11 protein-coding genes are annotated in these 14,566 nt (G+C 63.6%); all 11 read right to left on the reverse strand.

Annotation, left to right across the window (positions count from 1 at the left end; translation table 11 throughout):
- Positions 1-15: 15 nt before the first annotated feature.
- Positions 16-639 carry a ribonuclease D gene (locus AB0I79_RS48165; protein WP_357888729.1) on the reverse strand — a complete coding sequence of 208 codons (624 nt, stop codon included), beginning with the start codon at positions 637-639 and terminating at the stop codon, positions 16-18.
- 13 nt (positions 640-652) lie between these two features.
- Complete coding sequence (locus AB0I79_RS48170) at positions 653-1,438, reverse strand: hypothetical protein (protein WP_357888731.1); 786 nt, start codon at positions 1,436-1,438, stop codon at positions 653-655.
- A 2,279-nt stretch (positions 1,439-3,717) separates the two neighbouring features.
- The gene (locus AB0I79_RS48175; protein ID WP_357888734.1) at positions 3,718-4,665 is read right to left on the reverse strand and encodes a hypothetical protein; all 948 of its coding nucleotides are present in this window, start codon (positions 4,663-4,665) and stop codon (positions 3,718-3,720) included.
- Between the two features lie 508 nt (positions 4,666-5,173).
- Complete coding sequence (locus tag AB0I79_RS48180) at positions 5,174-6,877, reverse strand: pentapeptide repeat-containing protein (protein WP_357888737.1); 1,704 nt, start codon at positions 6,875-6,877, stop codon at positions 5,174-5,176.
- Positions 6,878-7,312: 435 nt separating this feature from the next.
- Positions 7,313-9,136 (reverse strand): IS481 family transposase, encoded by a 1,824-nt coding sequence (locus AB0I79_RS48185; RefSeq protein ID WP_357888770.1) that lies wholly within the window; start codon positions 9,134-9,136, stop codon positions 7,313-7,315.
- 509 nt (positions 9,137-9,645) lie between these two features.
- Complete coding sequence (locus AB0I79_RS48190; RefSeq protein ID WP_357888740.1) at positions 9,646-9,840, reverse strand: hypothetical protein; 195 nt, start codon at positions 9,838-9,840, stop codon at positions 9,646-9,648.
- Positions 9,841-10,367: 527 nt separating this feature from the next.
- On the reverse strand, positions 10,368-10,685 hold the full coding sequence (locus tag AB0I79_RS48195; protein WP_357888743.1) for a hypothetical protein: 318 nt from the start codon (positions 10,683-10,685) through the stop codon (positions 10,368-10,370).
- Positions 10,686-10,925: 240 nt separating this feature from the next.
- The gene (locus AB0I79_RS48200) at positions 10,926-11,327 is read right to left on the reverse strand and encodes a VOC family protein (RefSeq protein ID WP_357888746.1); all 402 of its coding nucleotides are present in this window, start codon (positions 11,325-11,327) and stop codon (positions 10,926-10,928) included.
- A gap of 15 nt (positions 11,328-11,342) precedes the next feature.
- The gene (locus AB0I79_RS48205; protein ID WP_357888749.1) at positions 11,343-12,857 is read right to left on the reverse strand and encodes an FAD-dependent monooxygenase; all 1,515 of its coding nucleotides are present in this window, start codon (positions 12,855-12,857) and stop codon (positions 11,343-11,345) included.
- A 136-nt stretch (positions 12,858-12,993) separates the two neighbouring features.
- Positions 12,994-13,797, reverse strand: coding sequence for an SDR family NAD(P)-dependent oxidoreductase (locus AB0I79_RS48210; RefSeq protein WP_357888773.1), 804 nt, complete (start codon positions 13,795-13,797; stop codon positions 12,994-12,996).
- A gap of 25 nt (positions 13,798-13,822) precedes the next feature.
- Positions 13,823-14,566 (reverse strand): serine hydrolase domain-containing protein (locus AB0I79_RS48215; RefSeq protein WP_357888752.1); only part of this gene is annotated, 744 nt, incomplete at its 5' end.

Here is a 14,566-nt window from a genome sequence, read left to right on the forward strand (position 1 = left end):
TAAGGCGTCGATTGATCAATATGTGAAAACGTCTTGCCATCGGCCGAGCTCCAGTTGGACACGAGCCGGGATAAAGTCTGTACATGCACTAAAAAGGGCGCTCAGGCCTTCGGACTCTAGCTTCTCCTGTAGGGCATCTAGGAGGGGCAGTAGAAACTGTACGTCGTTTCGTGCATAGTTGATTTGCTCGCGCGACAGCTCTTTGGCGAACCAGTTGCTTAGTTGGAATTCCTTGCTGATCTCGATGTTTAGGTATTCCAGCAAGAGATGCTGCAAGCTATGGAAGGGCGCTTGTCGATCTGGCTGCAGGATTTTTGATGCAATTTTCGTGCAGGTGACTTTTTGGGAGATAGCTCCCCACTTGGCGAACATGAAGCGAAGATCAAACATTGCATGATGAAAGACCTTTAATGTTTGTGAGTCGCTAAGCAATGTGATCAGATGGTCGGGTCGGCGGTCGCTGATCTGGATTATTATGGTTCCAGCCTCCGGCGCATATAGTTGTACAGTGCCAATGCGGTCAATACGTGGGTTGAGCCCAGAAGTTTCTATGTCCCAGGCTACCCGTGGGACAGACAGGAATCGGGTGACCAGCTGTTCGCTCAGGTCCTCGTACACCACGTCAGTCGCTTTATGCATACTGTCTCCATAGCTAGGCGGGGCGGCTCCGTGAATGCACATCGCTCATCTCCTTAGTGGCAAAGTCAAATAGTGCTCCTGATTCGCAGACGATTGTAGGAACATCTGGCACCTTGGCTTTCCGATGCTTGTATAGAGTGATAACTGCCGTGTGGTCGAATCGGTACAAGCTAAATACGCGGTCACCTGCCCAGTAATAGACTTCAATCGTGGCTCCACCTTTAACTCGAAGATCTTCAAAATCGCTCTTCGTTTCTGTGATTCTCTCAATCAACTTCGCAGGCGTTACGCCAAATCTTTCCGCTAGGACGCTTGTTGTCAATGTGTCTGTTGGATCGGGAAGAAAGACGCGAATTCTTGCGCCCTTGCGCCGGGCTACCTCCTGTAGTCTCTGAAGATGCAGCGAGCGCCATGCGCGCGCATAAGCTACAAAGATATCGAGCTCCCGCACGCCGTTGAAGAGCCGGGCCCAGTCTGCGTCATCTGGCCAACTCGTACCTATGCTTCGAAGGCCAGCCGAGGATATATCGACTGATGTCCCGGCAGCTTCTAGCACTTCTCGAGCGAACGAACGCTTTCCTATCAGCTCCCATATCGCTCCTAGGGCCACGGAGACGAGCAGCAAACTGCCGAGATCTTCTATGACCGCTCTGAGCCAGGACGCCTTTCTCCAGAAATCAAACTCCCAGGCCACGAGTACTAGGAGGAGCACGCCGACAATTAGCATGCTCAGCCCGACGATGAGTGTCTTCAGGGTTGTCAATCCCTGATAGGGCTGGTTGCGCTTCGAAGAAGACATGGCGCTCTCCGAGGTTCATGGCCTCACACTAGGTGAGTGCTCCGACAGTTTCTGATTGCCACCCTGCGTGTTGGATGTGCTACGCAGTGACATATGGCATCGAATCATGCTATCGATGGCTGTGTCTGCGGAGGCGCTGCTTCCGCGGTTTGCAGCAGCTGTCATATGGCCGCACTGCAACATGTCTGGTGATCGCCGTGAGCATGTGCTGGCTGTACCGATAGGTTGCCGACGTCGGGCACACAAGCGTGGCATTTAGCCTGGGTGTGGGAGGCCGCGGGTTGCTGGAAAGCGTCGAGTGGCTCTCCGGCCAAGCCCAAGCGCCTGCGTCTGCATGCGTTCGCCGTGGCCGGCGACTGGTGCATGACCACCGCCTGCACCTGTGAAGCTCTAAGCACTGGTCCTGGCCCGGCGAATCACACCGCCCAGGCCCGCTTGTACGCCCGGCCAGCACCGATCTAATGACCACGCGACCGCCCCGCGATCAGGAATGGAGGCCCGCGGACTGGTGAACCACCCTCACCCGGTGCGGTAGTCAAGTCCCCACGCTGACCACAGCGACGAGATCGACCTCCAGTTGATGGGTTCAGCCAACCGGCAAAGTTGAGGGAGACCCGCAACTAGGTTGCTGCAGTTGGATGCCTCGGACAGTGCTGGGCCGCTCAGACAGGGATCCTGGCCCCATGGATGTCAGTCTCCTAGTGTTGTCGGGAATCTGAGTTACGGCCAATACGCGGCCAAGTTGAGACAGTCATGCCTATATCTGCAGGTCAGAGCAGTGTTGCGACGGGACTGTAAAACCGTCGGCTCAGCCTACGCAAGTTCGAACCTTGCACCTGCCACACCAGCGGGAAGAGGCCCGTCACCAGCGGAAACGCGGTGACGGGCCTCTCGCTTGTGTCCGGCTGTCTACGGCCGACACTGGCCGACTACGGTTGATCGTTCCCAATGCGTTCCCAATGGATCATGGCCTGGAACTCGCTGGACTGCTGTGTAGGGTGTGGCGGTCAGCCGACGCTTCGGCCTGGTCACACTGGTGTCGAGTTACCCCACGGGTGTGGGGACGGGTCCTTGGAATCGGAGATCACCTTGTCGATCTCCGGATCACTGCCACGGGTGTGAGGGCACGGCCAGCGGCGTGCACGAGGTGTTCGGCCACGTCGGATCACCCCCACGGGCATGGGGACGGGGTGGGCAGCACGATTCGCGGCCTCCATCCCGCCGGATCACCCCCACGGGCGTGGGGACGGGAGCGGCTCGGGACGCGTCCCCCCGCCCTTGACCGGATCACCCCACGGGAGTGGGACGGGGTGCGGCGTCGTCATGTGCCTGCCTCGATCTGCGGATCACCCCCACGGGCGTGGGGACGGGCTAGTGAACATTTTCCCCCGTCCAGTAGGTCCCGGATCACCCCCACGGGCGTGGGAACGGGCGCGGGATCCGCGTCGACCACGACGCCCGCGCCGGATCACCCCCAGGGGCGTGGGGACGGGTACTGAACGGTGACGGGGCCTCCCGTGCGGGCGGATCACCCCCACGTGGGGGTGAACCGGACGAGCGGGCTTACGCACGCCTGATCGAAACCCAGTCCCCACGCCCGTGAGGGTGAACCGATCGGCGAGGCCGTCATGGTGTGCGGGTCCACCCAGTTCCCACGCCCGTGGGAGTGAACCGCATCTGCGCGTTCATCAGCGGGAAGTCGGTCGCGAGTCCCCACGCCTGTGGGGGTGAACCGCCATTCGACCGAGAGACCGTGATGGTGCAGGCCCAATCTCCACGCCTGTGGGTGAACTGGACTGGGATCCTACGCCGCCTTGTGATGGTGCCTGTCCCCACGAGAGTGAAGGAGAACCGCATGAGCTCACCGATCGGTCTGGAGGCGAGCGACGAACCTTCGCGGTGGGGGGCTGCTCATGATCGTTCCCATTCCGTTCCCAGGAGAGCTTCACCAGGGAAGGATGGCCAGGTCAGAGCGTTGTTGCGACGGGACTGTAAAACCGTCGGCTCAGCCTACGCAAGTTCGAACCTTGCACCTGCCACTAGCAGTAGCTGCAGGTTAGAGGCCCTTCGGGGCCTCTTCTGCGTTTCAGGGGTGTGCAGCCAGGTGCAGCCCTGAGCGGCCGTTTGTCGGTGGTCACGGGATATACGCGGGATGGATCTGGGGACGTCTCCCCAGGTCGAGGCCCATGATCCGGAGCATGCGCGGGATGACGTGGCCCTCTGCAACGCCGAAAGGCCTCGGGGAAACCGGAGCCCTTCGAGTGGTGCCGTTCGCGATCTCATGCGGTGAGTACGTCCGCGATCCGCTGGTTGACGATGTCCTCCTGGCCGTCGATGCACTTGGCATAGACCCTGAGCAGGACGTCCACCCCATGGCCGGCACGGGCGGCCACCTCTGGAGCGGGTACGCCGCCGTTGAGCCAGAGCGAGACGGCCGCGTGTCGCAGGTCGTACGGCCGCCGGGCGAGCGGTGAGGCGACCTGGGCGGGTGTGAGCGCGAGGGTACGGGCTTCCTGCCAGACCTCGGTGTAGGCCGTCGAGGCGACCACGCCGCCGCGCTCACTGCGGAACAGCCGCCCATCAGGGGCGATGCCGAAGTCTGCGATGTGTTGCCGAAGGATCTTGACCAGTTCCGGCGGGATCGGTATCCGGCGGACATCATCCTGGCCACGATGCTTGAGGCCGCGCAGCTCGTGAGCGTCACCGGTGTCGGTCCATCGGCGGTTCACCTCGGGCCGCGAGCCGTCGAGAGTGAGCCGTCCCCAGCCTTGCGGCGGGAGGTGGCAGTCCTGCTCGCGAAGGCTGACGGCCTCGCCGGGCCGGAGGGCGGCGAAGTACATGCAGGCGAACATGGCCATCAACCGCTGCCCTCGCCCCTTCCCGCCGCGCTGGCGCTTGCCGACGTAGGTGAGTGCCACGAGAAGTTCGCGGGCCTGGCCAGGGTTGACCACAACCCGCGGGTCCACTGTTTCGGTGGTCTTCGGGAGCTTCCACTTGATGCGGTGCAGCGGGTTGGACGGCAGCTCTTCCAGCTCCACGGCGTACTCAAAGACGTGGTGCAGGATGGCGCGCTTCCGCTTGATCGTGTTGGCGCCGACCTTCTTGCCATCGAGGCGTAGCGTGAGGGCGTCCAGGGCCGGGCGGACGGCCTTGGTCTCGTTGAGGTCTTCCATGGTGAGAGAGGCCGCCTCCAGCCAGCGGACGGCCCGCGCTATGTCGGCGGGCATCTGAGGGACGCTCGTTGGAGCGTGACAGCGTAGACGTAGGGACCTTCTAATGATGGTGAGAATGTGCGCGATATCCCAAGAAGCTCTCTGAAGGACGCTCTTCTTGAAGAGCCATCTTTTCACTTATATTCTCAATGGACGAAAGAGGTCGGGCGTGGACCTGTCATAGCTGCATCGTAGATCCATGTCAATCCTCATTTGATAGCTGACGCTTCAACATCGGAGACTACTTCACAAGTCAGGCCGATTTGTTGCTTCTCCAGCATGCGGTCTCGATGCGACCCTAGGATTAGACGGATAATGGTTGAAGCGCGATGAGCCGCAGTACCCCTTGTTACGCAACGGGTGAGCGTCCTTCACAGGATGCCAAGTACCTTGTGCGTGTGGACTGGACCGGCTTAGATCTCTTCCCCAACGCTTCAGAAGCGGTCCCGACTGAGCGCCATGTGGCGGCTACGGGGTCGCTGGCATAGGTGGCTTGTTCGGGCAGCCGAGTTGTATTTGATTGCTAGGTTCCGCGTTTGAGTCGACCACGTATCGCCAATATTCCCAATCCTATGAGAGCTGGTTCGACAAGCCGTGATGCTATCTCAATGTACACCCCAGCCCTGGTCAGATCTTGCCCGCTGGAACGGAATACCGCAGAGTTAAGCGTTATGTTGATTGCCTTCTCAAGGCGTTCGCTGGTAAACCTTGCTCCATTCGGGTCTTTTGGACTTTGCTTTCCGATCTCGAGTGTGATTCTCCTTCCGGGATCAGAAATGGTTCCGATGGCCTCCTGTTTTGGAGAAACTTGAGGAAGGCCGAATCCTGTCATCAGGATAGTAGTTATAACCATGGCGATGCCAAGCCATGCAAAGGCGCGAGAGGCGCGAAGGCCATAGCCCGACAGCAGCCAGTATGCCTGCAACAGCCAGCGTTCTGCCTTTCGCCATTCTTGGCTATGGCGACGCATTTCCATTTCGCCATAATAGAAATCGTTAGCGCCTGGCTCATCTTTAGCGTCTTCCCGACCCTTTCGAAGCTGTCTATAGATGGTCGCCAATGCGGCGAGTCCAGGAACGTCTTGTTCATGATGCGATGGGTCGCCCCATCCGGTCTTCAGCAGTCGTGAGTGCCTATGGCGCGCACGCCACTGGCGCTCCTCCTCGATGATCTTTCGTTTTGTCCAAGTGAATGGAGCAATTCCGATGCGTTTGCGCGGTGGGCTGCCGAATGTCCACGCGCCTTCGAGTCTAAGCTTGTCTAGATTGAATGCACCGGCGAAGTGACACATCGTCAAATCTATATCGGTTAGCGTGAGATTGCTGGTGTCAACACTGCTCACATCGATTAGCTTTACAATTGCGCCATCGCCTAATTGTACAGGACTATCCAGAGAATCGCTAAAAAGGCTCCGGAAGGGGCGGTTCAGAGAAATCAAATTTGTTGGGCCCGCAAGTATTGCGCCCGACATATCTACAGTGGCGTAACGGAGAAGCAGTGTGGCGCCTGCCTCAAACCTTGCTTCCCGCAGACTCACACCTCGCGCAGAGGATCGTATTGCGGTGGGGGATCGAAAGATTGTGCGAGCAAAACTTGCCTCTCCTTGGAAAGTTGCCGCGCCTTCCATGAAGCCGCCCAGGTCCGCCTTGTCAAAAATGGCGTTCCTCTGAAATGAGGCTTCATCCCAAATCAAGTCGTGCGCAACTCGTAGTCCCTCGAAGTCGGCTAGGCCGATAAAGCGGCAATGCGATAAATCAACTTTTTGTCTGGAGGTCGTGTAGAAAAATTGAACGCCCTCAGAGAATGAAGACTTACGAAATGATATGTCGCCCTCGACCATCATGTTGGACAGATATGCGGGACCGGATACTGTTATGTCGTAGCACTCAAGGTCGCCATCTATTTGACAGCCTCTCAACACGAGGGACCCATTTATGGTGCCGCAGTTGGCAATTCGAAGTCGATCGCCGACTTTCGAGCCTTCCAGGTCCAAATTGCCCCCCAGGGTGGCGCGATAGAAGTCGACACCATCCGGGGCTTCGATGAAGCTTGCCTTGATTCCTCTTTCTAGTCGAGCGCCTTCGAGATCAACATAAGAAGTCGTCCTCAGTTGAAAGAAGTCGGGCGCTGCCGTGAAACGGCAATATCTCAAGTCTACCGGACCATCGATTTCGACCTGCCTCAAGGAAAGATAGCCAAAGTTGGGACAGTCATCCTTGTCGCACATGGATCGCTTAATCCTTTCAAAAGTATCCTTGGTTAATCTAGTCTTTTTTAGATGTATTTCCGATCCTGGCCTAATCTGCGTAAGCCATGCTTCGAATTCTTCCTGGGATGCGTGTGTGACGCATTTCTCGCAGCCATAGCCTGCTTGGTCTGCCTTACAGTCGGCCACGATGCACGGCGACCATGTCGTCACGTTCCGAAGGCGCATGACTTGATTCTGCACCGATGGCGTCGATGGCGCAGCTGATTCGGTCCACTTCGTTGTCGTGCTTCTTCGCTAGGGACTAAAATGAGGGCGGCCAACCCCCAACGCACGCCTCAGGCGGAAAGCTCAGACCCGGGTGTTAACGATCAACTCCGGTTGCACAACTGCCACAAGTTCTGTCTGGTCTCACTTGATGCTTGACGCTTTGGCGTCGGATGATGCTTGACACTCCTAGCCGATCTTTCGCTTCTTAGTATGCGCCTGGGACTTGATCCGGGTGATCTCCTGGGTGGTGGTCCGGGGCACGACGCGGATGGGTTCGCCGTTGTCGTGGATGGTGATGTGGGTGTCGTCCACGGTCACGTCCAGGATCTTGCGGGCGTGGACGCGTCCGACCTGGATCTTCTGGCCGACGACCTGGAAGTGGCCGCGGCTGCAGACCACGCGCTGGACGGTGACGGGCTCGGCCGGGGAGGCGGGTGGTGGTCCGGCGGGGCGGGCGTTGCGCAGGGTGAGGCACTCGGCGAGCGGGAGTGGGCAGGGCACGGCGCGCAGCAGCAGGCGATCCTCGTCCATGACACGGGCGGTGATGCCGTCCAGGCGCACGATGACGCGCCGGCCGGCCAGATGGGCGCCGATGCACAAGGCGCGGCCGGCCAGGCTGATGGTGCCGATCGAGCTGACCTGCCGGTCGACCTCGACGGCGCCGGCCTCGATCGGCGGCTCGGGAACGGGCTCGTCGGCGGCCGGTCGGGCTTGGCCCGAGGCGAGCAGCGCGGCCAGGTCCTTGACGGTCAGCCGGGAGGCCACGCTTTTCAGCCTGCCACCGCCGGTGGTGAACACGTGCAGCCGCTGCGTGCTGATCCACACGGTGATCGACAGGCCCGCCCGATCAGGTCCGAGCCAGAGCTGCTGGCCGCCGATCGACAGGTTCCCCGAGGCGGGCACGATCCGGTCCACCTCGATCGCCTGGCGTGACAGCGGATCGACCGAGATCCGCAGCACAGGTTCGGGCCGTTCGAGCTGATCACCATGGTTGCCGGCCGGAACCGGAAGGTCTGCAGGAGCAGAAGAAGGAGGAGTCACGGTGGTCAGGGTGGCGGGTAGGTGCAGCGGCAGTTCCCGCTCGGCCCGGCGCTGGCCGTCGCTGCGCTCGGCGAAGAACCGGTCGGCGGGGAAGGCCATGTCCAGCGCCTGGTGCGGGCGGGCGGTGTTGTAATGCTCCACGAACGCGTCCGTCTCGGCTTGGGCGGCCTCGATCGAGGCGAACGGCAGCGCCGCATCCAGCCATTCGCGGCGCACGCTCTGATGGAACCGTTCGATCTTGCCCGTGGTGGTCGGGGTGCGCGGGGCGGTGTGACGCAGCTTGATGCCGTTCTCCCGGCAGACCCGCTCGAACAGCACCTCACCCGCCTTCGGCCCGCCGAACCGGCCGGTGAACTGCTTACCGTTGTCGGTCAGTACCTCCAGCGGCACCCCATAGCCGCGCATCGCCTCGGCGAACGCCGCGCACACCATCCGGCCGGTCGGCCGGGCCACCACCGAGGCGATCACACAGAACCGGGAATGATCGTCCATCCCGGTGATCAGCTTGGCCTCGCTGCCGTCGGCCAGCAGCAGCCCGCCCATGATGTCCATCTGCCACAACTGCATCGGCCCCGGCCGCTCCCAGCGCCGGTAATCCTCCCGCTTGCGCCGGCGGGCGACCGGATCGACCAGCCCGTTACGCACCAGCACCCGATAGATGCTCGCCCGCGACGGCAACGGCTCCACCCCACGCCGCCCCAGCTCCCACAACAACGTCCGTGGGCCCCACCGCGGATGAGCCCGCCGCAGCTCACAGATCAACGCCTCCACCGCCGCCGGCGTCTGCATCGGATGCGCCTTGGGAGCGTGCGACCGGTCGGCCAGCCCCGCCAGGCCACCGCCTTGATACCGGCGCACCCAGGCATGCACCGACTGCCGCGACACCCCATACCGGACCGCCACGTCGGTGACCTTCGCCCCCGACAACACCTCGATCACCGCGTGATAGCGCTGCTCCACGACGCTCAACTCCACCAATGCCACCCGAGCCTCCCCCGAAGCGTCGATAACGCCACGAGCAGGCACAGATAACGATCAAGGTGTCAAGCATCAAGCGAGGCCAGAGTGTCAACCATCAAGCGAGGCCAGAGTGTCAACCATCAAGCGAGACAGGACATGGTGTTCGACCGGAACATTGCCGAATAGCTCTTGTAGGTATCAAGCGGCGGCGCGGCGCGCCGCCGTACCCCGGCCCTTCGCCCGCCCGCCGCCCGGGCGTGCGGCCTGGGGGCCGGTCCCGGACGGCGGCGGGACACCGGGCCGGGCACCGTACGTCGGCCCCGCCGTACCGACCGAACGCTGCGACCGGGGTTGCCGCGCCGCCGCACAGCGACAGCCCTACGATCGCCACTGCATGGCTGGACGCCGTACGTGCTTGGGGGCGATCGACGATCCAGGGTTCGTTCCTCACCCTGGCTCACTGAGCTACGTGGTTGATCGTCGTAGCATGAGCCCTGTACTGGGCGACAGAGCCAGGATCAGAGCACTTTCAGCGCGTGGAATACGCCAAGGAGCAAGGCCACAGAGCCCGCAAAGGCGCCCCCTCCGGCCATGAAGCACTGGGAGATGCTTCCTCCGTCGATAGCGACCAGGATGCCCGTAGTCTCTCCGACGATGGTGCCGACAAGTGCGGCAATCAAGATCAGAAGCGCCCTGCGGGAGATGTCGGTCACGCTTTCCTCTTCTCGGCTCTGACCACCCAGGAGCCCTTGACCGCCTCGATCAGGACATAGCTCCGCCTGGGTAGCATCCAATTGGGCGCCGAGAAGGCGCTTCAGCGCGCGACCACAGTAGCCACGCTGCTCGTCTCATGGACGAGGCAACTACATACTAGGACAACCAAGATCCGCAGAGAAGTTGGTTTTGTGCCGGTGGTTTTGCAGGTCGAGCGATCGGCCTCTTTCCGCAGGCTCCGGCGTGTCGGTGGCTGGCTCTGTCTCACGGGATATACGCGGGATGAGCCTTCAGTACAAGAGAAGAGCGGGAGCTGTATTCGCAGGTGGGCGGCATGATGCAGCCCTATACGTTGGCCCGCTGTAAAACCGTCGGCTCAGCCTACGCAAGTTCGAACCGTGCACCTGCCACACCAGCGGGAAGAGGCCCGTCACCAGCGGAAACGCGGTGACGGGCCTCTCGCTTTGTGTCCGGCTGTCCACGGGCGTCACCGGCGCTCTACGGTTGATCGTTCCCTATACATTCCCTAGCGATCATGGTTGGTAGACCGCAGCGCCTGTCGATTTCCGGAGTCGTCTGCACGGATGTCCAGAGGCGTCTGCGCACGGTCCCGACCCGGCTCGGCCGCCTTTGACGGAGAAGAGGAAGGCGGTGCCGGGTCTTCATGCTGTGCTGAGTCATCGCGAATAGTTGATGCGTTGAGAGCAGTGCGGAGTTCGCAGAGAGCGGTGACCACGGGGATGCAGGCGCGCAGGAGTTCGACGAGCGCCGGGGGGATGCAGGCGGCGGCGGTCAGGATCAGGGCCGCGCCGCCGATCATCGCCAAGATCGCGGTCGTGGTCATCGGCCGAAACGTTCGCTGACTGCCGCATATAGCGGGAGTGGGGAACGCTGCTGGTCACCGTGTTCTCCTTTCAGGAAGACAGCAGGAGCGTGCAGGCGTTCGCTGTTCGGTTGCAGCAGTGTTGGGATCAAACACGCAAACCAGCAGGTTTGTGGTCTATCGTCACCACTCTAGGTCGAAGAGACATGATCGGAAGCCCGGGCATCTCAGCACGACGAAGGTGTGGCAGGAGTGGCGATGCTAACTGTGGCGCGTCACCGCCAGGGTGCGCAGGACGCAGAACTCGTTGCCCTCGGGATCGGCCATGACCACCCAGCTCCGGCCGGGGCCCTGGTCCACGTCCACCTTGGCGGCGCCGAGGCCGAGCAGCCTGGCCACCTCGTCGCCGGTACTGCCGTCGATGGGGCTGACGTCGAGGTGGAGCCGGTTCTTCACGGTCTTGCCCTCGGGCACCCGGATGAACACCAGGGTGGGCGGCATCTGGCGGGCCCGGACCTCCTCGACGGTCGGCACCCAGGAGCCGATCTCGACCTTGCCCTCGCTCCGGTCGATCACCTCGAAGCCCAGCACCTCGCACCAGAAGGCCGCGAGTCTCTCCGGATCGTGGCAGTCGATGGTCAACTCGGTGAATCTACTGGTCATGTCTCTCCCTGTGATTCAAGGCGTTCCGAACCATGCGGAGAGTGCCTCACGCAGTGAGGGCGTGGCGCTGTCCGCGGGTTCGTCGAGGCCGGCGGCCCAGGCGATGTGGCCGTCCGGGCGGATCAGCAGGGCGTCGGCCGGTCGGTCGTCGGTCTTGACGGTGTGGACGTCGAGGAGATGCCGCCAGTCCCGGGCGGTCTGGCAGAGCTCTGGGCGGTCGGCCAGGTCGAGCAGGACGGGCCGGGCGGTGCGCATGAGCTCGGCGACGCTGGTGATGCCCTGGCCGGTGTGCAGGGTGAGGTCGGGGGCGAAGGCGCCGGCCAGCGGATGATGGCCGGTGCCGGGCATCGGGTAGCGGATGTCGGTTCCGGCGACGAGTGCTCCCATGCGGCGCAGCGGTTGTTCGTCGGTGAGCAGTTCGGTGAACACCTCGCGGAGCGCTTCGGCGGCCGGGTCGTGCCCGCGGCGCAGCGCCACCTGGGCGCGGGTGTGCAGCAGGGTGCGGGCGCCAGCCAGGTGGCGTTCGGCGTGGTAGGTGTCCAGCAGGCCGGCCGGGGCCGTGCCGTGGAGGTCGGCGGCCAGCTTCCAGGCCAGGTTGACCGCGTCCAGCATGCCGGCGTTGAGTGCCACTCCGGTGGCCGGGAACAGGTGCGCCGCGTCGCCGGCCAGCAGGATCCGCCCCTCGCGGTAGCGCTCGGCCTGGCGCGCCTTGAAGGTGAAGCGGGACAGCCGGGTCGATCCGGCCAGGGGCAGGTGGGCGCCGAGCACGCGGTGGATGCTGTCCTGCAGTTCGGCCAGGGTCATGGGGACGTCGTCGTCGTATTCGGTGGTCTCGTCCTCGATGGTGTAGAGGGAGACCGACCGGGAGCCGGGTGAGGAGCCGATGCCGAGCAGGCCGCGGTCGGTGGGGGTGAAACCGGCGCGGATGGTGCCGAAGCCGGGGACGTCGAGATCGCCGTTGCCGAGCACGGTGACCTTGTCAGGCAGGGTGACCTGGGCCAGCCGGTTGACCTCGGGATAGGTGGTGCCGGGGAACGGGATGCCGGCCCAGTCGCGGATGCGGCTGCGGGCGCCGTCGCACCCCACGAGGTAGGGGGCGCTCACCTGGTACGGGCCGTCAGGGCCGCGTACCTCCACGCTCACCGCGGCCTCGTCCTGGCTCACCCCGGCCACCTCGTGCCCGCGGCGAATCTCGACGTCGAGCTCGCCGGCGCGTTCGTCGAGCAGCTGCTCAAGCAGTTGCTGCGGGAGCGGCAAGGCGTGCATCGGGGGATCAGGGAGCCGGGTGAAGTCCAGGTGCACGCCGCCGAACGGGAACCGGGGCGCCGGGAACGGGCCGGGGCAGGCGGCCTCGAACCTCTCCAGCAGGCCCCGGTAGCGCAGCAGTTCCAGGATCTGCCCGCCGAGACCACCGGCCTTGGGGGTGGCGCGGGGCTGCGGCTGACGTTCCAGCACCAGCGGCCGCACTCCGGCCAGGCGCAGTTCGGCGGCCAGCATGAGACCGGTCGGGCCGGCCCCCACAATGATCACGTCGGCACACCCCGCCGGCCGCTCTTCTCGCAGGTCTTCTTCCGCGGGCTGGGTGGCATCGTGATGTTTCATCATCAATGACCTTTCGATCGTGTCGTTCGTCGCGTTGTGACGCGCGCGAACCGGGACGGAGCTGTCAGCCGGGAGCCAGGCGGCTGAGGTGTTCCCAGGCGCGGTACTCCTCGGCCCTGGCCTGGTTCATCTGGTGGACCAGGTCGAAGGACTGGCTGCCGACGATCAGCCGCAGGGGCGGGTGGGGCAGGTCCACGAGTTGCATGAGGACCGGTGCGGCCGTGCTCGGGTCGGGCCCCGCTTCGTCGCCCCACATCTCGGTCAGCTTCGCTCGCAGCGGGTCATACGCCGGGTGGGGCGTGGTGGCCGTCGTGCCGGTCGTGAACAGGCCGGTGTCGTAGCCGCCCGGCTGGACGACGGTGACCTTGATGCCGAAGGGCTCGACCTCCATGGCCAGCGCCTGGCCGAGGGAGTCGATGGCCGATTTGCCGGCCGCGTACAAACCGGCCGAGGCCATCCCGCCGCCCGTGCCCATCGTCGTCACCAGGAGGATGTGGCCCGAGCCCTGGGCCCGCAGGTGGGGCAGCACGGATTGGGTGACCCAGATCTGGCCCAGGACGTTGACGTCGAAGTGGGCGCGGATCTGGGTCTCCGTGGCTTCTTCGACCATGCCGTACAACATCGCGCCGGCGTTGTTGACCACGACGTCGAGCCTGCCGAACGCGGCCACCGCCCGGTCCACGCCCTCGTGCACCGCGGCGCGGTCGGAGACGTCGAGCGGGACGCACGCGAGGGTGTCGGGGTGGCGGGCCTGCAGGCCCGCCAGCGGCGCCACGTCGCGGGCCGCGGCCACGACGCGATCTCCTCTGCTCAGCGCAGCCTCTGCGAACGCTCTGCCCAGCCCCTGGACGCACCCGTGATGAACCAGACACGCATGACACTCACTCCTTGCATCAGTCCTCGATGGCCTGGTAGACGGTGGTCCAGAAGTCGTTCATCAGGTGGGCCGGGCTCGGCACGCTGTAGCCGACCTGGGTGAGCAGGATGCCGGTGACCTGGTTGACCGGGTCGGCGTAGGCGGAGGTGCCGCTGCCGCCGTCCCAGCCGAACTGGCCGATCGGGGCGTAGTCGCCGCGGTAGGTGCGCACCGCCATGCCGATGCCCCAGCCGCCCTGCTGGCCCTGGCCGAAGGAGATGTGCACGGCGTTGCGGGCCAGGGCGGTGCGGGCGGCGTTCTGCTCCGGGGTGAGCCGGTTGGTGGTCATCAGCTCCACCGCCGGCCGGGACAGGATCCGCCGGCCGTTGTGCACCCCGCCGTTGAGCAGCATCCGGAAGTAGGCGTGGTAGTCATCGGCGGTGGAGACCAGACCGCCACCGCCGCCCTGGAACGCCGGCGGCTTGCTCCACCGGCCGCTCTCGGGCTCGTCCCACGCCTGGAACTCGCCGGTGGCCGGGTCGGGGGCGTACAGGGTGGGCAGCCGGTCAAGCTGGCCGGCGGGCACGTGGAAGCCGGTGTCGGCCATGCCGAGGGGCTCGAAGATGCGCTCGCGCAGGAACTCCTCGAACGACTGGCCGCTGACCCGGGAGACCAGGACGCCGACGAGGTCGCTGCTGATCTGGTACTGCCACTGCTCGCCGGGCTGGTGCATCAGCGGCAGCTCGCCCAGGCGGCGCATCCACTCGTCCTGCTCGGGCAC

This window comes from Nonomuraea sp. NPDC050202, assembly GCF_040656115.1.
Taxonomy (GTDB): domain Bacteria; phylum Actinomycetota; class Actinomycetes; order Streptosporangiales; family Streptosporangiaceae; genus Nonomuraea.